Below are 21,002 nucleotides of genomic sequence, written 5' to 3' on the forward strand. Positions count from 1 at the left end.
CGATTCGTATAATAAGGCGGGTCTGGATCTATGAGTCATTATCGCCGTCGCGCCGGCCATTGCGCCCCTCTTTTTTTGCATGTAACCCTGCGCGTTTTGATGGGGGTGGCATTGCTTCAATTTGCCCTCTGCGTCCGCGCTCAAGCACCTGCTCCATTAACTCCAAGCGCACAAGCTAATGCTAATACGGTTTTATTGCCTGATCGTGGCAATGTCACTGTTTTAAAGTTGGATGATCAGCTGCGAGTCGGGGTTCCCTTGGATGATAGTAAGGCGCTCACTTTTACCTCAAGCGATTCCATTGATGGAGTGGTCGATCGGAAGATGAAGCTAAAAGGTCGCGCACAAATGCGACGCAATGGCGCAGTGATTAAAGCGGATGAGATTGTTTATGACCCCGATACTGATATTGCTGAGCTCGTAGGCAATGCTGAGTTGAACAAAGGCAATACTACTTTTAAGGGGCCAACTGCCAAATTCAAAGTAGATGCGCGTGAAGGCGAAATGGAAACGCCTTCGTACGAGCTACGAGATACGCGCGGCAATGGTACGGCTAAAAAACTCACTATTGAAAACTCAGATATTTTTGTTTTTGATAAAGCGACCTACACAACATGTACGCCGCAAAATATGGACTGGTATTTTTCGGCCAGTACTTTAGAAATTGATAATGAGCAAAAAGAAATGGTTGGAACGCATGGCGTGATGCGCTTCTTTGATGTTCCCATTGCATACGTTCCTTACTTCACCGCTCCCACTTCCAATGAGCGTCGTTCGGGCATCTTGGCGCCGGTAGCAGGATACAACTCCAATAATGGCTTTGATATTACTCAGCCTTATTACGTCAACATAGCTCCCAATAGGGACTTATTAATTCTTCCGCGTTACATGAGTGAGCGGGGTCTGCAGGTGGGCGCAAACTACCGGTTTCTGGAAAGCAAGGACAGCGGCACCCTAGGCGGTGACTACCTCGCACATGACAATAAGACAGGAACCAACCGTTGGCGCTATGACTGGCAGCAGAGAGAGGTTTTTAGCGGAGGTGTGGCGCCTGGTGGAATTCCAATGCCAGGCTCATGGTCGGGCTATGCAAATATGTCACGTGTTTCAGATAATTTATATCCAACGGATTTCTCGCAGAGTATTGCTGGGGCTGTTACTAGTCAGTTCCGTCAAGAGGTTGGTACCACTAAAGGGTTGACGGGCGATTTAAGTAACTGGGTAGTGTCAGCTAGAGCATTAACGTTTCAAACTTTGCAGCCGGACCCAACCGCTTTAGTTCAAGCTCCTTACAACGTGTTGCCAAACATTACCGCCGCCTATAACAACCGCCTGACTCCTGCAGTAGCTGATACCAGCGGTAAGTACGTTACTTTGCCTGCTGGACCGGCAACTACGTTCTCTACAGATTACACAAGATTCTCATATAACATTGGCGGCAACTTGGCTGCTACTGCGCCTGGTGTTTACAGTCAGGCCGATAGAACAGTCGTTAAGGGTGCGATGGCTTTGCCTCAGGTAACACCAGGCTATTACATCACTCCAAAGATGAGCTTCCAATCGAACACGTATAACGCCACTCCTTTTGCAACTGGTGGAGCGCCTGTTGCACAAGGCTTTACCATCCCTACATTCAGTTTGGATTCTGGATTGGCATTTGAAAGAGATGCTGCCGAATTGAGGGGCTTCTACGGTCGCGATATGTTGTTAACTATGGAGCCTCGCGCTTTTTATGTTTATACGCCTTATCAAAATCAATCACAAACGCCTTTGTTTGATACTGCGGATGCGGGCTTCGGTGTTTCGCAGATCTTTAGTGAAAATACCTTTATTGGTAATGACCGTGTGGCAGATAACAATGCAGCCACGCTTGGTTTAACTAGCCGCATGATTGAAGCTAGCACTGGTGCAGAGCGTGCCACGGTCACTCTTGCGCAGAAGCAGCAGTTCACTGGGCAGCGGGTTGGATTGAATGGCACGATTGTGAATCCCACTACTTATTCAGACACTCTGGGCTCTGGTTCAGTGCGCTTACTTGGTAACTTTAGTGCAGATGTATTCGGTCAATACAACACGCAGCTCAATCGTTTGGTTCAAACTACCGTGGGCGGTAGTTGGCGCCCTACTCCGGGCAGAAGTTTAAATTTCGGCTACCGTAACGTTTGGTCGCCACCAGTTCAGGCATTCGCTCAAAATAATCAAGCATTCGTGCCCGCATCTACGACTACCGATCAATACAATATTTCTGGGCAGTGGCCTATTACCCGTGAGGTTTCTGTTTTAGGGCGCTGGGGATACGATGCCTTGACTACCAAGACTTTGAACACCTTAGTGGCCTTGGAGTGGAGTAGGGACTGCTGGACTTTTCGTGGCGCCTACTCTCAAGTCTTGAATACTTCTCAAATAACCACTACCCAGGTGCTCTTTCAGGTCGAATTTAGGGGCTTTGGTAGCGCTGGAAGCAATCCAGTTGATATCATGAAGCTAAATGTTCCTGGATATATGCCTACCTCTAAGCCTATACCACCCTCAACATATGAGAACTATCAATAATGCTTTGTATGAAACGTTTTAAACAAATGAGTGTTCATGCCATTTTCATTGGCATTGGATTATTCGCGAATGTTGCACTTGCTCAGGATTCGGCAAAGGCGAATGCTATTGCAGAAAGCAAAATTCGTAATATCGATGGTGTAGCTGCAGTCGTCAACACGGGTTATGTAACCCGCAAAGAAATTGATGACCGAATTGCTACACTTAAAAAACAAGGTGTGAAATTGCCGGAAGATGGCACGGTGCGTAAAATCATTCTGGATAGACTCATCCTTGAAAAAATTCAACTACAAAATGCTGACCAGGAGGGCGTTGCTGTCAGCAACAAAGAGTTAGACAAGATTATTGGTGATGTTGCAGCAAAAAATAAGCTATCTGTTGCTGAGTTCAAGGCAAAAGTAATTGCCTCCGGCACTACCTTTGAGCGCTATAAGCAGTTATTGCGGGATGACGTCATGATTACCCGTTATCGCGAAAGAGAAGTCGAGGGCAAGCTCAAGGTTTCAGATGCTGAAATTGATAACTTTATTGCTGAACGTACGCGGGCAACTTCTGGCGCTGGAGCTACGAGGTCGGCACCTGCTGCCAAAGGCGAACCCGAAGAAATCGACCTAGCTCAAATCTTTATCCCTGTTGATGCTGGTGCAGGTGCTGGAGCTCAGGCTGAAGCAAAAAAGAAAGCGGACGCTCTATTAAAGGATGCTCGTGGAGATGTTGATTTTCTGCAGCTGGGCGCAATGGCTGCAAAAGATAATCCAAAGATTAAGTTTCAAGAATTAGGCTATCGCACTCCTGATCGTTTGCCACAATTATTTTATGAAGCAATTCGCAATACTGGTGGTGGACAGGTTGCTAATACGGTTGTGAAAAGTCCTGCTGGATACCATGTGCTTAAAGTTTTGGATCGCCGTGCAGCAGGAGCAAGTGCGCCTCCGCAGCAGGCTGCAGCACCTGATGCTGGCTCACCTACTCCGCAAAATATTCCTATTACACAAACTCTCTCCCGTCATATTTTATTGCGTAGTCGTGCTGGCTTAAGTGATCAAGATGCAGAGAGGCGTTTGCAAGGCTACCGTGATCAGATACGGGCAAAGACTGCAGACTTTGCGGAACTTGCAAAGAAATATTCTGAAGATGGATCTGCGCCAAATGGCGGTGAGCTAGGTTGGATGAGTCCTGGGGATTTGGTTCCCGAATTTGAGCAGGCCATGAATCGTCTGCAAATTGGCGAGGTTAGTAATCCTGTTAAAACTGAATTTGGTTGGCACCTAATTCAGGTATTGGAGCGTCGCGAAGGTCAGCTCACCGTTGAGAAGCAACGTCAATTTGCACGAGCAGCAATTCGTGAGAAAAAGTTTGATCAAGCTTATCAAGAGTGGATGCGTGAGCTGCGTGATAACGCAACTGTAAAAATTCTGAACGTGGAAGATGAAGCAAGTAGCGCACCTCGTTAATCTCGTTGTAACCACCGGTGAACCAGCCGGTATCGGGCCTGAAGTTTCTTTAGCTGCCTCGCTTGAGTTTCTACGTTCACATGCAGATGCTCACATCACTTTATTAGGTAACGATAAGTTACTGAGAATACCTGGGGGCCTTGGTTCAGACCTATCTAGTCGATTACAAATCCAATCCGTCCTCCTCGGGGCCCCTGTCGTTTTGGGTAGCTTGAATTCTCAAAACGCCCAGTATGTAGTGCATCTTTTAGATCGGGCGATTGATGGTTGTCAGCAAGGGCGCTTTGATGCCATGGTGACCGCACCCCTTCAAAAAAGTATTATTAATGAGGCTGGTATGCCATTTACAGGGCATACGGAATACCTAGCACAGCGCTGCAAGGTTTCTCATGTGGTGATGATGTTATGTGCGCCGTTGCCCATCGGTTTTTTGGGGCTCAAGACACCCAGAGATTTACGTGTTGCTCTTGTCACAACCCATCTTCCTTTAAAGGAAGTTCCACAAGCACTGAGTTATGACTTGATATTAGAAACGATTCAAATCGTTAATCAAGATTTACAGCAGAAATTCGGAATCGCTAAGCCTATCATTCGGATGGCGGGTTTAAATCCACATGCAGGAGAGTCTGGTTATTTGGGCCAAGAAGAAATTGAAATCATCTCTCCGGCCATTGAAGCAGCTAAGAAGATGGGAATCCTTGTTTCTGGTCCTTATCCCGGCGATACCATGTTTGATCCAGAATCTGTTGCGCAAGTAGATGCTTTCATTGCGATATACCACGATCAAGGACTCGCACCGTTCAAGTTTGTTACCTTTGGTAATGGCGTGAATGTCACTTTAGGATTACCTATTATTCGAACTTCCGTAGATCACGGAACCGCCTTGGATATTGCTGGCAAAGGGCTGGCTGACTCGGGGAGCATGCTTGAGGCTTTGCGCTTGGCATATAAGTTGGCTCTGAATAAACGAAAGCAAGACTAATCTATGCATCGCGCTCGCAAACGATTTGGCCAAAACTTTTTGCAGGACAACGGAATTATTTATTCTATTGTTGCGCTTATCAATCCTAGTGCGGATATGCATGTCATTGAGATTGGTCCTGGCCTGGGTGCGCTAACACTCCCTTTGTTGAGTAATCTTGATCACCTAGACCTTTTGGAGATTGACCGTGATTTGGTAGCTTTTTGGAATGAGAAAAATCTCAAAGGCCTCTCGGTGATTGAGGGTGATGCGCTCAAGTTTGACTTTTTGACATGGGCTCAGAATAGATCGACTAAGCAAGGCTTATGTAAGGTAGTTGGTAATCTTCCATACAACATTTCTTCACCTTTATTGTTCCATTTGGTTTCTGCAGCAGCCTCAATCGATGAACAGGTATTTATGTTGCAAGCAGAGGTGGTGGAAAGAATGGTTGCGAAGGCGGGAAGCTCTGATTTCAGTCGTCTGTCGGTCATGCTGCAAGCTCGTTACGATATGGAGTTGGTGCTAGAGGTTCCTCCTGAGGCTTTTGATCCTCAGCCTAAGGTGAACTCTGCTGTCGTGCGAATGATCCCAAGAAGGGGCTTTACGTTGACAGATGCTCAATGGAATTCATTGGAAAAAGTAGTTGCTGCCGCCTTCTCTCAAAGAAGAAAAATGTTGCGGACTAACTTGAGTGTTTTTTCAGACAGATTGGGTTTGACGGAGATAGAGCTTAAGGCGAGAGCCCAGGATATTTCCGTTGACCGCTATATCGAGTGGGCTAAAGTTCTAGCCTCATAAATCAATATTCAGTCCTGACTCAGCACTGAATTACTGCCTTCTAGTGAATTATTTATAAGCGCTGGGGTCAATCACACGCATTTCAGCTTCAATCCAACCTTCTACCTCGCGTTGAAGTTCTTCAGCTGACTTATTGGTTGAGCTAATCGCAGGCCCAATTGAAAAGATGACTGTGCCCGGTTGCTTGATAAAGCTATTTTTCGGCCAGCAACGACCAGCGTTGTGCGCAATCGGAATCACTAGTGCATCTGTAGCACTCGCAAGGCGTGCTCCACCTTTGCGGTAAGGCTTGGTTGAACCAATAGGGGTTCTAGTGCCTTCTGGAAACATCATGATCCATTTGCCTTCACTTAAGCGTTTACGGCCTTGAGTCGCTACAGAATGGGCTGCTGTCTGTTTATTGGAACGATTAATGTGGATCATCTTCAGTAGCGCTAGGGCCCAACCAAAGAAAGGAATCCAGAGAAGTTCACGCTTAAATACAAAGCAAAGTTGTTTTGGTAGTAGCGCGATATATGCAATAGTTTCGTAAGCGGACTGGTGCTTACTTAAGATGATGACCCGCTCATTGAGTACAGCCCGCATGTTTTCCATGCCGCGGATTTCATAATGAATGCCGCACAATGGCTTTAATAAGGCGATAACGATTTTGTTCCAGAGTCCAATAAAGGTATAGCGGTTTTCAGGACTCAGAAATGGAAAGGCCAGCATGCATAGCACTGACCAGATGGGTGTAAAGATAACTAAAAATAAGGCAAAGAGGATGGAGCGAATCAATTTCACGATGGGTCTAAGCCTTATTTTCTAAAAGTGCATTTGCAAAAGCCAGTAGATCAGCATGAATTTGTGTGCCTTCAGGTAGGTCACCTTTTGTAAGCGTTTTTTCACCCTTACCTGTGAGCACTAGGTGAGGTGAAGCTCCTAAGGCTACTCCAGCTTGAAGATCCCGTAAAGAATCCCCCACTATAGGAACGCCTGTCAGTGGTTTGGTGCTATCCGTCCTCTTATAGCGCAATGCAATTTCTTTCATCATGCCTGGTGCCGGTTTACGGCAATCACATTGATGTGAATCTTGATGAGGGCAAAAGAAGATGCTGTCGATATGACCGCCTAATGGCTTTAGCAAAGTCTCCATTTTGCTATGCATGGCATGTAAATCATTAATTGTGAAGTAGCCCCTGGAAAGACCTGACTGATTGGTTGCTAAAGCAATTTGATAGCCCGCTTGATTGAGTAAGGCTATCGCCTCTAAGCTTCCTCGAAGGGGAATCCATTGATCTACTGACTTCACATAATCATCGCGATCTTCATTGATCACGCCATCGCGATCAAGAATGACTAATTTAGAAGAGCTGGAGCTCATGCTAATTTGCCGAGATCGGCAACGAGATTCATTTTCTGGTGAAGTTGTTGCAGGAGGGCGAGGCGATTATCTCGTAGCTCAGGATTAGGATCCATGACCATCACATCTGCAAAGAATTGATCAATTGGTCCGCTCAAGGCGACTAGCGCTCTTAAGAGCTCAACAAATTGACGTTTTTCATAAGCAGCATTGAGTGCAGGAATCACCGCTTCCAATGCCTTGTGTAGTGTTGCCTCTGCTGGAATTTGCAGTAATTTGGCTGAACACGCTGCAGGAATAGCGGTAGTGGTTTTCTTCAGAATATTACTGATGCGCTTATTTGCGGCAGCTAGTTGAGCAGCTTCTGCCAGAGCATTAAATTCACGCAGGGCAGTCAATCGCTCGATCAAGTCATTAATTTGTGCTGGTTCTTGGCTCAGGACGGCATCAATCTCCGCACTAGTAAAGGCTTTACCAGCAACTGACTGGTCCCGCAAATAGGCGCGCAAGCGATCAATAATGAACGCATAGATATCGGCGGCTTTTGCTTTATCTTTTACATCCGCTTGGGGAAACTGCGCACGAGCTAATTCGATTAATTCAGGCAAATTCAGCGAAAGATTCTTTTCTAAGAGCAAACGGCAAATGCCTAAGGCATGACGACGTAGTGCATACGGGTCTTTATCGCCAGTAGGGGCCAGTCCAACACCCCAAATGCCAACTAAGGTTTCTAATTTGTCGGCAATAGCTAAGATCGTGCCAGTTTGGGTTTGCGGCAGAGTGTCGCCTGCAAAGCGCGGCATATAGTGTTCGCTGCAAGCACTAGCAACATCAGCATGCTCGCCATCATGAGTAGCGTAATAACGCCCCATAATGCCTTGCAACTCTGGGAACTCGCCAACCATATCAGTTAGTAAGTCTGTCTTAGCAATTTCTGCAGCGCGTGAAGCTAGCTTTTCATCGGCACCCAGTCTTTTGGCGATACCTACAGCTAACCCTTGAACGCGCTTTGTGCGATCTAGCTGATTGCCTAACTGGTTGTGATAAACCACCTTGCCAAGATCTGCCACACGAGAAGCCAAAGGGCGCTTTTGATCTTGCTGGAAGAAGAAGCGAGCATCGGACAAGCGTGGGCGTACAACGCGCTCATTGCCTGAGATGATGGCGTCTGGCTTACTTGTTTCAATATTAGAAGCAATCAAGAAACGATTACGTAATTTGCCTTGTTTGTCTGTCAATGCAAAATACTTTTGATTGGTTTGCATGGTCAAAATCAAGCATTCTTGAGGTACCTCTAAGAACTCTTGATCAAAATGGCATTCGTAGATGGCCGGCCACTCAACAAGGGCTGTTACTTCATCTAGAAGGCTATCCGGCATTAATACCAGATCCTCGCCAGCCGCTTTTAATAGGGCAGCTTCAATTTGCGCCCGACGCTGATTAAAGCTAGCAATAATCTTGGCTTTGGACTGGAGTTCGGTTTCGTATTGGTCTGCATTCGTAATGGTGATGAGGCCGGGAGCTAAAAAACGATGGCCTTCAGTTTGATTGACTGCATCAATACCTAAAGCACTGATGTTTAAAGTAGTGGCGCCATGTAGTGCAATGATACGGTGGGCAGGGCGAGCAAATTGCACGTCGGCCAATCGACCATCCTTTTGTAACACTTGGTAGTGCATCATTTTTGCAATGGGCAGCTTGCTTAATGTTTGTTCAAGCGCAGTCTGCGCCGTTTGCTCAAGAGCAGCACCTTTAGCAATGACATTAAGGTACAGGGCTTCATTCTTACCCTCACCCGCTTTTTCTAAAGTGGCAAGATCAATATCTCCATACCCTAGAGCACCCAATTTCTTGAGTAGTGGTGGGGTTGCTTTACCTTCAGCGTCAAATGCAATGCTAGTAGGTAATAATTTTTCCCGCACAGGGTAGTCAGGCGCTTGATCAAGAACCTTAGTGACTTGTACGGCTAAACGACGCGGTGTTGCAAAGCCGGTCATCTTGGATGATTCGGATGCAAGGCCGGCTGTTTTGAGTGCTGCAAAGATGCCTTCGCTAAATGCATCGCCCAAGCGACGCAGAGTCTTAGGTGGCAGTTCTTCGGTAAATACCTCGATCAATAAAGTCGCTGATTGAGGATTTGAATTAGATGTGCTCATAAGTGGAATACAAAAATCTCGATGCGCTTAAGCCTGAGCTTTAGCTTGACGTTGACACATTGGGAAGCCCAGTTTTTCTCTAGACTCAAAGTAGGCCTGCGCCACTGCCCGAGAAAGATTACGAATGCGGCCTATGTAGGCTGCACGCTCAGTCACCGAGATAGCGCCACGCGCATCCAGCAAATTAAATGTGTGCGCTGCTTTAAGTACCATCTCGTAAGCAGGTAGTGCCAGTGGAACTTCCATCAAACGCTTTGCTTCACTTTCATAGTTTGTGAAGTTGGCAAAGAGTAAATCAGTATTGGAGTGTTCAAAGTTGTAGCAAGATTGCTCCACTTCATTCTGGTGATATACATCCCCATAAGAGATGCCGTCGGCCCATACTAAGTCGTAGACGTTAGAGCAGTTTTGGATATACATTGCCAAACGCTCAATACCGTAGGTAATCTCACCAAGAACAGGCTTGCAATCTAAGCCACCTACTTGTTGGAAGTAAGTGAACTGCGTCACCTCCATGCCATTGAGCCAAACTTCCCAGCCAAGACCCCATGCACCCAGTGTTGGGTTTTCCCAATCGTCCTCTACAAAACGAACATCATTCTCTTTAAGGTCTAAGCCTAAAGCGGCAAGAGATCCTAGGTAAAGATCGAGAATATTTTCAGGTGCTGGCTTGAGGACTACTTGATATTGATAGTAGTGTTGTAAGCGATTTGGATTTTCACCATAGCGACCATCTTTAGGTCGGCGGGATGGCTGAACGTAAGCTGCTTTCCAAGGCTCAGGACCAATGGCGCGTAAGAAGGTTGCGGTATGGGATGTACCGGCACCAACCTCGAGGTCGATAGGTTGCAATAGGGCACAACCTTGTTGGTCCCAATAATCTTGAAGTTTGAGAATGATTTGCTGAAAAGTAAGCATGATTAACCTGGCTAAGCCTTTGATTTTACATGGCTAGAGCACTCTAGAGTTAAAAATGCTTAAAAACGCCTGTGACGAATCAGACCCCAAAGCAAGAGCAGGCAAGAAATACCCAAAATCGGTAAATTGCCCCAAATGACATAAGGTGTTTTTCCAGAATACGCCTGAACCTGGGTGCTGAGGGTTGTTTGGGTAAATTCCGGGAGCGCTTTTAGTACTCTGCCATCAGGACCAAGAACTGCAGTAATTCCGGTATTGGTGGCACGCAAGGCGGGAAGTCCAGTTTCCAGGGAGCGCAATTGTGAAAGCCTGAGTTGTTGAGTGGATGCTTGAGAATCCCCAAACCAGGCTAGATTGGTCATGTTAATAAGTAGGTTGACTGGCTGGTCGCTATGTTGAATGCGGGAGGCGAGTTCGCCACCAAAGACGTCTTCATAGCAAATCGTAATTGCCGCATGAAGATCATCTTGATCCTTGCGCACAATCGCAAAGGGGGGTTGATCTAGTTTTCCTCTTGCAAAGTCGCTCATGGGTACATGAAAGGCTTTAACGAACCACTGAAAACCTAGAGGGATAAATTCTCCAAAGGGAACGAGGTGGGCTTTATCGTATTGATAGGGCAATGCATTGGGCGAGAGTCCAGTAGCGCGATTCGAATACTGCATACCGCCTTCTCCAGGCACTTCGCCGATCAAGCCAAGCAGAATGTTGCTGTTACCTTTATTGGAAAAATCTTGCAGGTAATTAAATAAGCCAATTGGCAAATTGGGAAGTGGCCATGGAAACGCAGTCTCAGGAATGATGATAAGGTTGGCTGCTTCTTTAGTAATTTCTCCAGCATAGAAATCGATTTGCCTGCCAATAGCTTGAGGATTGAATTTCAGACTTTGTTCAAAGTTGCCTTGAATTAAGCGAACGCTAATTGGCTCTCCAACTGGCTTGGTGAAAGTAAATAAATTAGCGCTTTGAGAAATCCCAATGACAGCCAATATGAGGAACATGCTAGAAATGACATGCTTACGGGCTTGGTAAATTTCCCAGGAGGCCCATACTGCCAAAAAGGTACATGCTAGCCCGCCAAAGAAGGGTGCGACAGGCGCAAATGGGCCATTGAACTGGGTTTCTGCAAAGCCCATCCAAGGAAATCCAGTGAAGATATAGCCTCGTAGAAATTCCGCAAGAACCCAACTCGCTCCCAGCAGCAGACCAAATAAGCGACTCTGTTTAAACAGTGGAATAGCAAGTGTTGCTAATGAGAAATAGAGCGCCACATAAGCAGAGAGCAGGAATACACCCATACAAGCAAGTGGCGCACTCATGCCACCAACATCATGCAGGCTGATGTAAAGCCACCATAGACCTACAACAAAATAAGCGATGCCGAATGGGAGGCCTAAGACAAATTGTTTTTTAAAGGAGATGGGCTTCTGATCAAGACGCCACCACAGAAGGCTGAGAACGGGGATCTGAATCCAGCCACCATAGGGTAACTCAGCAACGGCAGCAAGGACCGCTCCCAATACAAACAGAATGCAAACTGAAAAGATTTTGATGCTCATGCCCGAATGATTGGAGTGCTGATCAAACAATGTAAATCTCAGTCTGATTTTTTATTGGATTGTCGTGCAAGCAGAATGTGAATTTGTCTTGGGTCGGCGCGCTGTACTTCAAATTCAATGCCACCTATTTCAATGATCTCACCCATTTTAGGAACGCGGCCTAAATGCTGAATCACCAAGCCCGCTACCGTCTCAATCTCATCCGCTTCAAAATCAGTACCAAGTCTTTCATTGAATTGCTCAAGCTCGGTAATACCTTTAACGCGAATGTCGCCGTTATCTAAGGCGATGAGGTTATCGGCTTCTTCATCGACGTCATGTTCATCCTCAATGTCGCCAACGATCTGCTCGAGCACATCTTCAATAGTAATAATGCCGGCAATGCCGCTATATTCGTCAACTACGATGGCTAAATGATTGCGGTTGTCTTTGAAGTCTCGCAATAAGACGCTAAGACGTTTGGATTCTGGAATAAATACGGCTGGGCGTAGCCAATCCCGCACCTGAAAATCTTTTTCTGTAGCGTGACGTAATAAATCTTTCGCTAACAAAATACCAATGACGTTATCTCGACTGCTTTCGAATACAGGAAAGCGTGAGTGAGCCGCTTCAATAACGCTCTTAATAATTTCAGCGAGAGGTTGACCAATATCGATCCAGTCAATTTGGGCGCGGGGTACAAGGATATCGCGGGCACACAACTGCCCCACTTGAAAAACACCTTCAATCATGGAGAGGGCATCCGCATCAATCAATCCCTCGGCTTGAGCTTCTCGAAGGGTATCAATTAGTTCCTGACGGCGTTCACTGGGTTCAGTTGGCTGCGGAGTTAAAAAATCAGCCAAGCGATTTAAAAGGGATTTATTGGGGTCAGGCATATAGCAAGAATAGCGTAGAAATATGGCAAATCAAGAATAGGGGTTGGCAAAGCCTAATTTTTGGAGAATTTGGATTTCCAGGGCCTCCATTTTTTTGGCGTCCCGACTGACCTCGTGATCGTGACCTTGAGCATGAAGGCAGCCATGCACAATTAAGTGGGCCAAATGGGCTTTCAGTGATTTACTTTGCTCTTTGGCTTCTTTTTGTAGAACTGGTAAGCAAAAAATAATATCTGCCACCACAGCATCTTTTGAAAGCTCGTAAGGAAAAGTTAAAACATTGGTGGCGTAATCTTTTTGACGAAAAGCCAAGTTCAACTTTTTGCCTTCTGCAGTATTGACAAAGCGAAGGGTGATTAAGCCGCTAAGAGCTGTGGTACTTTTCACCCATTTCTTAATTAGCGCAGAGGATGCTGTTTTATTGATGGCGGACTCAATCGCTAGGCTAGCGTATTGCAGATCAATTGTTAGCTTGGGGGAATTGCTTTTGTTATTAGTTGGCATGGGCTTCTTCTAACTCGCCTCTAAGGGTGTAGTTTAGAACTTCCGTAATGCGAATGTCTACGAATTGACCAATGAGACTTTCAATATCTTGATCGGGTGCTGTGAAATGAATGACACGATTATTTTCAGCGCGACCTTGTAAGTTGATGCCATCCTTAGCAAGACCCTCAATCAATACTCTTTCAGTATTGCCCAACATTTTTTGGCTAATTTGGTTTGCCTGTCCCTCAACTAATGCCAGTAAAGTTTGGAGGCGCTTGAGTTTTACTTCGTAAGGTGTGTCATCGTGAAGGTTTGCCGCAGGAGTTCCTGGGCGTGGGCTAAAGATAAAACAAAAGCTGTTATCAAAGTTCAGCTCTTTCACCATCTTCAATAGTTTTTCAAAGTCAGCCTCAGTTTCACCTGGAAAGCCCACAATGAAATCACTCGACAGTGTCAGGTCGGGGCGAACAGCGCGCATCTTACGAATAATGCTCTTGAACTCTAGGGCTGTATAGCCGCGCTTCATCGCTGAGAGCATAGAATCCGAGCCATGTTGTACAGGCAGATGTAGGTGACTTACAAGCTTAGGCACTTTAGCGTAGACGTCAATGAGGCGTTGTGTAAATTCTTTAGGGTGGCTGGTGGTAAAGCGAATCCGTTCAACCCCAGGAATGTCAGCGATGTATTCAATCAATAGAGCAAAGTCAGCGATTTCTTCGGTATCACCCATCTTGCCAAGATAAGCGTTTACGTTTTGACCAAGCAGCACAATTTCTTTGACGCCTTTGCTAGCAAGGCCAGCGACTTCTGTCAGCACATCATCAAATGGCCTGGAGACTTCTTCGCCACGCGTATAGGGCACAACACAATAGCTGCAATACTTAGAGCAACCTTCCATGATGGAGACGTATGCAGAGCCACGAGTTTGGCGAGATGCGGGAAGATGGTCAAACTTTTCGATTTCGGGGAAAGAGATGTCTACTTGAGAGACTCCAGTTTTGCGACGCTGTGCAATGAGGTCGGATAGGCGATGGAGTGTTTGAGGCCCAAACACAACATCGACGTAAGGAGCACGACTAACAATTTGTTGACCTTCTTGGCTGGCAACGCAGCCACCAACGCCAATCAGTAAGTCGGGCTTCGTTTTTTTGAGTTCACGCAGCCGTCCCAAATCTGAAAAGACTTTGTCTTCCGCTTTTTCGCGAATAGAGCAGGTGTTGAGAAGAACCACGTCGGCATCTTCAGGGCGATCCGTCATGACCATGCCTTCATCGGCATGCAGGAGGTCTGCCATTTTTCCCGAGTCGTACTCGTTCATTTGACAGCCAAAGGTTTTGATATAGAGCTTTTTCATATGCCGTTCTCAGGTTTATAGCTGGGGGCGAAGCTCAGATTTTACTGCCTAAGACCCAAGTTGTTCTTATATGAGCCTGTAGGCCAAAATTGCCACGATAGTGGGCGGAATAGCTGCCATCAATAGATATAGTGCTGAAACCGTATGTCCAGGAAAGTGGCCACGCAAGATCGCAATACCTGCTGGGTTGGGAGCATTAGCAATGACGGTGAGGCCACCACCGGCAACCGCTCCACCCACTAATGCCAGCTTGAACTCCGGTGAGGTTCCCGTAACCAATGATCCTAGATAGGTCAGCGCTGCATTGTCGGTGAAGGCAGTCAGAACAAGGCTGCCATAAAAGACTGCAGTAGGACTCATCATTTCGAGAATGGGTTGCAGCCACCATCCTTGTAATGCACCCAATACTACTAAACCACCCAGGAAGAATCCCACCAAAAGCGCTTCTTTCAGAATAAGAGGACTTTGATGTTTTGGATATGCCGTGGTGTAACCAATAAAGAAGAGCAGAATCCACGTGAAAATAATTGGATCATGCGCAAAGTAAACCACTCCAAAGAGGAAAAGCAGGTGCGTCAAAATAACTGCTAAAGGAATTTTGACTTCCTGTTTATCGGTATTAGGTTCGATTAATTGGCGATGAAATAAAAGAGTTGCTGCCAGAGCATTGATAAAGATTGCAATGCAAGACTCTAGACCAAAGTTGCTAAACATAAATGCTGAACTCCATCCCCAAGTGGAGGCCACCATCAGAACGGGCGGAGCAGCAAAATTGGTGAGCGTGCCCCCAATTGAGATGTTTACAAAGAGCACGCCAAGAGTGCCAAACAGAAGCGCTTTGGAGCATTGGTGGCGATAGACAAGATCGCGTAATAAAAATGCAGCCAGGGTCATCGCTGCAGGTTCAGTAATTAGAGAGCCAAGGAGTGGTGTGGCTCCTAGGGTTAAAAAATATAATGCAGGAGCGCTTCTGATGCGGAATAGGTATTGCAGGCCATTAGCTAGCACATGCAAAATTAAAGTAGAAAAATACAGAATAGGTTTTGTGCCCGCCACAATCATGATGGCAAAAACAAAGAGTGGTTCTGTGAAATTGCGTTTATTGAGAAAGTTCTTGGCAGTCCCTAAGTCATCGTAGAAAGAAATGAAAATAACCAATATGGCAGCCCAAAAGCCAAAGACAATTTCTACCTCTCCAAGAAGATGCCAAAGGCCAGCATGCCGAGGAGATTTTTTAGCAATCGATTCAAAATAGCCTGTGCAAAAGGTATGCAAAACAGCAATTGCAAAAATAATGCTCGCACCAAGTTCTGTGGGGGTAAAGTTCATAGCAGAATGGTAGCAGGTGCTTCATGAGATTTAGGCATTGTTGATTTAGGAGATTTTGGTGAAATTAAAGATTGGGTATCAAGAGCTTATTCAGGAGGCAATGGCTGAAATTGAGACTCTTTCCGTAGAAATAGCATCGGATTTAGTGGCGGACACAAATGTGGTGTTTGTAGATATACGGGATGTTCGTGAATTAGAGCGAGAGGGCATGATTCCAAATGCGCTGCATGCCCCCAGGGGAATGTTGGAGTTTTGGGTTGATCCTGACAGCCCTTATTACAAACCCATATTTGGCGAAGGCAAGAGGTTGGTGTTGTATTGCGCCTCGGCTTGGCGTTCAGCCTTAGCAACGCAAACTCTCCAGAGAATGGGAGTACCCAATATATGCCATTTGGAAGGTGGTTTTAGTGCCTGGAAGAAGGCGCAATTACCCATCGTAGCAAAAGCAAGCAAATCCCATTCCGGTTAAAGTCGGTCTTGATGATTTTTTTGCATTAATTTTTTAGGATTCTTATGAGAAAAGTAGTTTCGCAATTTGGCCAAGGACCCCTTCAGCAGAAATTAAGCGCTGGTGATTTGCATTTTTTTTCTGATGCAGAAGTATCTAAAGGCGGCTCTGGTACGGGCCCGAGTCCTCACGAGTATCTGGGTGCTGCTTTAGCTGCTTGTACCTCAATGACTCTCAAGATGTACGCTGGGCGCAAAGAAATGAAATTAGATAATGCGATTGTGACTGTGGATATCGAGCGGAATGATGATGTTGAAACATTCTTCCGCGAGATTCAGTTGCAAGGCAATTTGAGTGCTGAGGAAAAGGAGCGCTTATTGGAGATTGCGCATAAATGCCCTATCCATAAAGCATTGGCAGGCCAGATCCAAATAAAAACCCAGCTGGTAAATTAATACTAGCTGGGTTGGTATTGCTGAACTCGGGCCTCAATAGGCCTGGGTGCTCTGCTTAGCTAGGCCTATTAATTAGGCGCCTGAGCCGGCTGATTATTTTTACCAGCGTTATAGCCAGAGTTGTAATTAGAAGCTTCATTTTTCTTGTAAGCATCATAGACATATCCAGATGCTGCGCCAACTGCTGCACCACCAACTGCGCCCCAGATAGGATTGCCGTGGAAGATTGCGGTGCCAACAGCACCAGCTGCTGCGCCAATGCTTGCGCCCGAAAGTGTGCGTTGCTCTGTATTGCTCATGTTTGAGCAGCCAGCGATTGCTAAAGTTGCTGCGGTAATTGCGATAATTTTTTTCATCTCAACTGATCCTTTAAATGGGTATTCGTTTGTCTAAGTTACTTAGATTATTTTCTGGCGCAAGGGAAGCGTGAAGCTAAGAAGCCCAAGAAAACGCCTGCTGCTGGTTTGTCTGCAACTTGTGGGGTGTTGTTTGCAAACTTCACAAAATCACCAATGACTTCATCACGCGCTGGAGCAGGTTGTTTAACGCAAATAAATGGCTTTGCACGTTGTGGGTGACGAGTAGCTAAATAGGTTTCATAAACAGAGGTAGTAAAGCCAATACAGAAACTACGAGATTCTGGGCTTGCAGGAAGTTTGCAAACATTCGCAAGTTCTTGAGTGCTTAATACCTTGATGGTTTCTTGTGCTTGAGCAAGACCGGAAAATGCGGCTAAAGCGGCCAATGCGATGAGGATTTTTTTCATGGGTTCTCCCTTAGGTGTATGTAAAAACGATGATAAACCATAGAAATCTCTCCATATGCACTAAATAGGTGCGCTATGCCCCTTTTTGGGATTTTTCATTCCCCATAATGAGGCAAAAAATAAGAGGGGAAATTGCATGGAAACTTTGAAATCTGGAAGTGATGCTTTATTTATCTTGCTTGGCGCCATCATGGTTCTTGCCATGCATGCAGGCTTCGCATTCTTGGAGTTAGGAACGGTTCGGAAGAAGAACCAAGTCAATGCCTTAGTCAAAATCTTGGTGGACTTTGCGGTCTCAACAATTGCCTATTTCTTTATTGGCTACAGCATTGCTTATGGCGTGAACTTTTTCTCTGGGGCGGAGTTGCTAGCGGAAAAGAATGGCTACGAGTTAGTCAAATTTTTCTTCTTACTGACTTTTGCCGCTGCTATCCCTGCCATTATTTCTGGCGGCATTGCAGAGCGCGCTAAATTTAATCCGCAACTAGTTGCCACTTTTGTATTGGTAGGTTTTGTCTACCCATTCTTTGAAGGCATTGCTTGGAATCAGCATTACGGTATTCAGGCTTGGATCAAGGGATTTACTGGTGAAGAGTTTCATGACTTTGCAGGATCAGTAGTAGTTCATGCAGTAGGTGGTTGGATTGCCTTGCCTGCTGTTATTTTGCTGGGCGCGCGCCGTGGCCGTTACACAAAAGAAGGTCAAATTTCTGCTCATCCACCATCAAGCATTCCTTTCTTGGCCTTGGGTGCATGGATCTTAGCGGTAGGTTGGTTTGGCTTTAATGTGATGAGTGCACAAACGATCGACAAGATCAGTGGTTTGGTCGCGATGAATTCATTGATGGCAATGGTTGGTGGAACATTGGCTGCTTGGGCGGTGGGTCGTAACGATCCTGGCTTTACCTACAACGGGCCACTTGCTGGTTTGGTTGCAGTGTGCGCAGGGTCAGACTTAATGCATCCGCTTGGCGCTTTGTTTGTTGGCTTAGTTGCCGGCGCATTGTTTGTATATATGTTTACGTTGGTTCAAAACCGCTGGAAGATTGATGATGTTCTCGGTGTTTGGCCCTTACATGGTTTGTGCGGTCTTTGGGGTGGATTGGCTGCTGGCATCTTCGGCACCAAAGCCTTGGGCGGAATTGGTGGCGTGACTTTTACTGGCCAGCTAATTGGCAGTGCTTTAGGTGTTGGGATTGCATTCCTTGGTGGCTTTATTGTCTATGGCACCCTGAAAGCAGTATTGGGTATTCGCATGTCTCAAGAAGAAGAATTTGAAGGTGCGGATTTAAGCGTGCACCGCATTTCCTCTACGCCCGATCGCGAGCCAAACTGGTAATGTGCTTTTAGTGCATAGTCGTTCATCTATAGCCTGATTCATACCTATAATGAGTCATGGCTATATTTGAACTAGATGGAAATGCCCCTCATTTAGCTGAGGGTGCTTGGGTTGCCGACAGCGCAGAAGTGATCGGTAAGGTTGAACTTCATCAAGATGCGAGTATCTGGCCCAAAGTGGTTATCCGTGGCGATAACGATCTCATTCAAATCGGCGCAGGCAGTAATGTGCAAGACGCTTCTGTTTTACACACTGACCCAGGCTACCCACTCATTATTGGTAAGCACGTCACTGTTGGTCATCAAGTGATGCTGCATGGTTGCCACATCGGAGACGGTAGCTTGATTGGAATTGGCGCGGTGATTTTGAATGGCGCAAAGATTGGAAAAAACTGTCTCGTTGGTGCGGGCGCGCTTGTTACCGAAGGAAAAGAATTTCCAGATGGCTCCATGATTTTGGGAACTCCCGCTAAGGCGGTAAAAGAGTTGACCCCAGAGCAGATCGCTGGCATCCAAGATATCGCTGGTCGATATGTCAAAAATGCGCAGCATTATATGAAGACGCTGAAGAAAATTTCCTAATCTCTTAACTATCACCCGTTAAATATTTTGCTCTACGTATTTAATGTAGTTCTCCCAGTATTTCTACTCATATTGATTGGGTATATTGGTGGGCGATCCGGTAAGTTGGGTATTAACGCTTCAGTTGAGCTCAATCGTTTTGTAGTTTGGTTGGCATTGCCTGCGCAACTCTTTAACTTTGCCGCCAATAGCGGATGGCAAACTCTTTGGCAGCCTGGTTTCATCACTGCTTTTTTTCTAAGTTGTTTAATTGTTTTTCTACTGGTGCTCTTGGTAAGCTGGGTATGTCATCGCGATTTGGCGGCAGCCAGTTTCGATGGCCTCAGCGCCTCTTATTCAAATACTGGGTATATGGGCATTCCTTTGTGTGCACTTGCCCTTGGCCAAGATGGTTTGGCACCCGCGATTATTTCCACCTTCATTGTGTTTGTCATGTTTGCTTTAGCAACAGTCTTGATTGAGATTGGCATCTTGTCGCATAAGAAGCCGCATGAGATTGGGTTGAGCGTCATTAAATCGCTTTGCACCAATCCCTTATTAGTAGCTCCAGTGGCGGGCCTGTTATGGTCTTCCAGCGATTTAACTTTATACGATCCCATTGCACAAGTGATTGCATTCTTAGCAGCCGCATCGACACCTTGCGCTCTTGTTTCCATCGGTCTATTCCTGATGCAAAAAAGTACTGCCGGTCCTGCTCAGGCTTGGGGTATCAGTTTGGCAAAGCTGCTTCTGCAACCTTTGATTGCTTGGGTCATTGCGGCCCCCATCTTGGGGCTACCAGCATTATGGGTGAGCGCTATCGTGATACTTAGTGCGCTACCAACTGGTACGGGGCCCTTTATGTTGGCGCAGTACTACAAAGCTGACGGTAGCGTGATCTCTAGAGTGGTACTAATTACTACTGTGAGTTCTTTGCTGACGCTCTCTTTATTTTTGTGGTGGAACAGCGGGATTTAATCCTTCAGCATCCAATTGTTTTTCCCAAGAGGCATCAATAAAGGCGGGTAGCGTCATGCACTCATGAAAAATTCGCATGAGAGTGGGGTAGGGTTTCACATCCACTTTTGCGCTCAGTGCGTTAAATAGCTGAGGCACTAAGCAGACATCAATCAAGCCTGGTTGATCTCCATAGGCAAATTTCCCAACACGAGAATCAATGCTTAATTGTTTTTCTAGGCTCTCCAGTCCGACCTTGATCCAGTGCCCATACCACTCATCTTTCGCCTCACTGCTGATACCTAGTTTTTTGATGAGGTAGCGTAAGACCCGCAAATTATTGATTGGGTGAATATCACTTGCAATATCCATTGCGACAGAGCGAACCCATGCTCGGTCAATTGCTATTGTTGGTAGGAGTGGTGGCTCAGATTGAATCTCTTCGAGGTACTCAATAATGGCTAAGGATTGATGAATGCTTTTTTCACCATCTTCCAGAAGAGGTACTAAGTGATTGGGATTTTTCTTGCCATACTCCTCACCCAATTGATCTCCGCCATTTTTACCGAGATGTACGGGAATGATTTCGTAATCCATAGCCTTGAGATTGAGGGCAATGCGAACACGAAAAGCGGCGGAGCTGCGCCAAAAGCTATACAGCTTGGAGGTCATATCAACACCTTATT

21 protein-coding genes are annotated in these 21,002 nt (G+C 46.1%); 9 read left to right on the top strand and 12 right to left on the bottom strand.

From position 1 onward, the window contains the following. The first annotated feature begins 30 nt into the window (after nt 1–30). The 4 genes from ICN40_RS07965 to rsmA are packed head-to-tail and all read left to right on the top strand — an operon-like array spanning nt 31 to nt 5,769. Nucleotides 31–2,553 (top strand): LPS-assembly protein LptD, encoded by a 2,523-nt coding sequence (locus ICN40_RS07965; protein ID WP_216243272.1) that lies wholly within the window; start codon nt 31–33, stop codon nt 2,551–2,553. An 8-nt stretch (nt 2,554–2,561) separates the two neighbouring features. Continuing rightward, the gene (locus ICN40_RS07970) at nt 2,562–4,007 is read left to right on the top strand and encodes a peptidylprolyl isomerase (RefSeq protein ID WP_255561291.1); all 1,446 of its coding nucleotides are present in this window, start codon (nt 2,562–2,564) and stop codon (nt 4,005–4,007) included. Then, entirely contained in the window at nt 3,982–4,989 is a 1,008-nt protein-coding gene (pdxA, locus tag ICN40_RS07975; RefSeq protein WP_216243274.1) for a 4-hydroxythreonine-4-phosphate dehydrogenase PdxA, read from the top strand. Before ICN40_RS07970 ends, pdxA begins: the two co-directional genes overlap by 26 nt. Nucleotides 4,990–4,992: 3 nt before the next feature. Further along, nucleotides 4,993–5,769, top strand: coding sequence for a 16S rRNA (adenine(1518)-N(6)/adenine(1519)-N(6))-dimethyltransferase RsmA (gene rsmA / locus ICN40_RS07980; protein WP_216243275.1), 777 nt, complete (start codon nt 4,993–4,995; stop codon nt 5,767–5,769). Between the two features lie 48 nt (nt 5,770–5,817). On the opposite strand, the gene ICN40_RS07985 is transcribed toward rsmA, so the two are convergent. The 9 genes from ICN40_RS07985 to ICN40_RS08025 form a co-directional block, all read right to left on the bottom strand. After that, nucleotides 5,818–6,552, bottom strand: coding sequence for a 1-acyl-sn-glycerol-3-phosphate acyltransferase (locus ICN40_RS07985; protein ID WP_216243276.1), 735 nt, complete (start codon nt 6,550–6,552; stop codon nt 5,818–5,820). Between the two features lie 7 nt (nt 6,553–6,559). Continuing rightward, nucleotides 6,560–7,132, bottom strand: a complete 573-nt coding sequence (gene gmhB / locus ICN40_RS07990; RefSeq protein ID WP_216243279.1) for a D-glycero-beta-D-manno-heptose 1,7-bisphosphate 7-phosphatase — start codon at nt 7,130–7,132, stop codon at nt 6,560–6,562. Further along, nucleotides 7,129–9,267: a glycine--tRNA ligase subunit beta gene (glyS, locus tag ICN40_RS07995; RefSeq protein ID WP_216243283.1), complete on the bottom strand. Its 2,139-nt coding sequence runs from the start codon at nt 9,265–9,267 to the stop codon at nt 7,129–7,131. Before glyS ends, gmhB begins: the two co-directional genes overlap by 4 nt. A 27-nt stretch (nt 9,268–9,294) precedes the next feature. Further along, nucleotides 9,295–10,185, bottom strand: coding sequence for a glycine--tRNA ligase subunit alpha (glyQ, locus tag ICN40_RS08000; RefSeq protein ID WP_068319536.1), 891 nt, complete (start codon nt 10,183–10,185; stop codon nt 9,295–9,297). Between the two features lie 59 nt (nt 10,186–10,244). Further along, entirely contained in the window at nt 10,245–11,744 is a 1,500-nt protein-coding gene (gene lnt, locus ICN40_RS08005) for an apolipoprotein N-acyltransferase (protein ID WP_072582899.1), read from the bottom strand. 38 nt (nt 11,745–11,782) lie between these two features. Then, complete coding sequence (locus tag ICN40_RS08010; RefSeq protein ID WP_216243285.1) at nt 11,783–12,622, bottom strand: HlyC/CorC family transporter; 840 nt, start codon at nt 12,620–12,622, stop codon at nt 11,783–11,785. A 30-nt stretch (nt 12,623–12,652) separates the two neighbouring features. Further along, nucleotides 12,653–13,126 carry an rRNA maturation RNase YbeY gene (ybeY, locus tag ICN40_RS08015; protein ID WP_216243286.1) on the bottom strand — a complete coding sequence of 158 codons (474 nt, stop codon included), beginning with the start codon at nt 13,124–13,126 and terminating at the stop codon, nt 12,653–12,655. Further along, nucleotides 13,116–14,462: a tRNA (N6-isopentenyl adenosine(37)-C2)-methylthiotransferase MiaB gene (gene miaB, locus ICN40_RS08020; protein WP_216243288.1), complete on the bottom strand. Its 1,347-nt coding sequence runs from the start codon at nt 14,460–14,462 to the stop codon at nt 13,116–13,118. Before miaB ends, ybeY begins: the two co-directional genes overlap by 11 nt. 66 nt (nt 14,463–14,528) lie before the next feature. Next, nucleotides 14,529–15,791, bottom strand: coding sequence for a putative Na+/H+ antiporter (locus ICN40_RS08025; protein WP_216243290.1), 1,263 nt, complete (start codon nt 15,789–15,791; stop codon nt 14,529–14,531). Nucleotides 15,792–15,849: 58 nt separating this feature from the next. On the opposite strand from ICN40_RS08025, the gene ICN40_RS08030 reads away from it, so the two are divergent. Together ICN40_RS08030 and ICN40_RS08035 are read left to right on the top strand one after the other, a co-directional pair. Next, on the top strand, nt 15,850–16,260 hold the full coding sequence (locus ICN40_RS08030; protein ID WP_216243291.1) for a rhodanese-like domain-containing protein: 411 nt from the start codon (nt 15,850–15,852) through the stop codon (nt 16,258–16,260). Nucleotides 16,261–16,304: 44 nt separating this feature from the next. Next, nucleotides 16,305–16,694: an OsmC family protein gene (locus tag ICN40_RS08035; RefSeq protein ID WP_216243293.1), complete on the top strand. Its 390-nt coding sequence runs from the start codon at nt 16,305–16,307 to the stop codon at nt 16,692–16,694. Nucleotides 16,695–16,762: 68 nt separating this feature from the next. Here ICN40_RS08035 and ICN40_RS08040 read toward each other — a convergent pair whose 3' ends face one another. Next, the gene (locus tag ICN40_RS08040; RefSeq protein WP_215391629.1) at nt 16,763–17,050 is read right to left on the bottom strand and encodes a glycine zipper domain-containing protein; all 288 of its coding nucleotides are present in this window, start codon (nt 17,048–17,050) and stop codon (nt 16,763–16,765) included. Between the two features lie 47 nt (nt 17,051–17,097). Continuing rightward, nucleotides 17,098–17,460: a Rap1a/Tai family immunity protein gene (locus ICN40_RS08045; protein ID WP_072582900.1), complete on the bottom strand. Its 363-nt coding sequence runs from the start codon at nt 17,458–17,460 to the stop codon at nt 17,098–17,100. A gap of 136 nt (nt 17,461–17,596) precedes the next feature. Here ICN40_RS08045 and ICN40_RS08050 point away from each other — a divergent pair, with 136 nt between their 5' ends. Genes ICN40_RS08050 through ICN40_RS08060 form a run of 3 tightly spaced genes read left to right on the top strand, consistent with a single transcriptional unit; the run spans nt 17,597 to nt 20,337 of the window. Beyond that, the gene (locus ICN40_RS08050) at nt 17,597–18,799 is read left to right on the top strand and encodes an ammonium transporter (protein ID WP_216243294.1); all 1,203 of its coding nucleotides are present in this window, start codon (nt 17,597–17,599) and stop codon (nt 18,797–18,799) included. A gap of 56 nt (nt 18,800–18,855) precedes the next feature. Next, nucleotides 18,856–19,380, top strand: a complete 525-nt coding sequence (locus ICN40_RS08055; protein WP_216243295.1) for a gamma carbonic anhydrase family protein — start codon at nt 18,856–18,858, stop codon at nt 19,378–19,380. A 27-nt stretch (nt 19,381–19,407) separates the two neighbouring features. Beyond that, complete coding sequence (locus tag ICN40_RS08060; RefSeq protein WP_216860754.1) at nt 19,408–20,337, top strand: AEC family transporter; 930 nt, start codon at nt 19,408–19,410, stop codon at nt 20,335–20,337. Here the strand turns inward: ICN40_RS08060 and maiA are convergent. Next, nucleotides 20,308–20,988 carry a maleylacetoacetate isomerase gene (gene maiA / locus ICN40_RS08065; RefSeq protein ID WP_216243296.1) on the bottom strand — a complete coding sequence of 227 codons (681 nt, stop codon included), beginning with the start codon at nt 20,986–20,988 and terminating at the stop codon, nt 20,308–20,310. The two genes, ICN40_RS08060 and maiA, sit on opposite strands and share 30 nt — an antisense overlap. Nucleotides 20,989–21,002 lie beyond the last annotated feature (14 nt).

This window comes from Polynucleobacter sp. Fuers-14 (assembly GCF_018882045.1).
GTDB lineage: Bacteria > Pseudomonadota > Gammaproteobacteria > Burkholderiales > Burkholderiaceae > Polynucleobacter.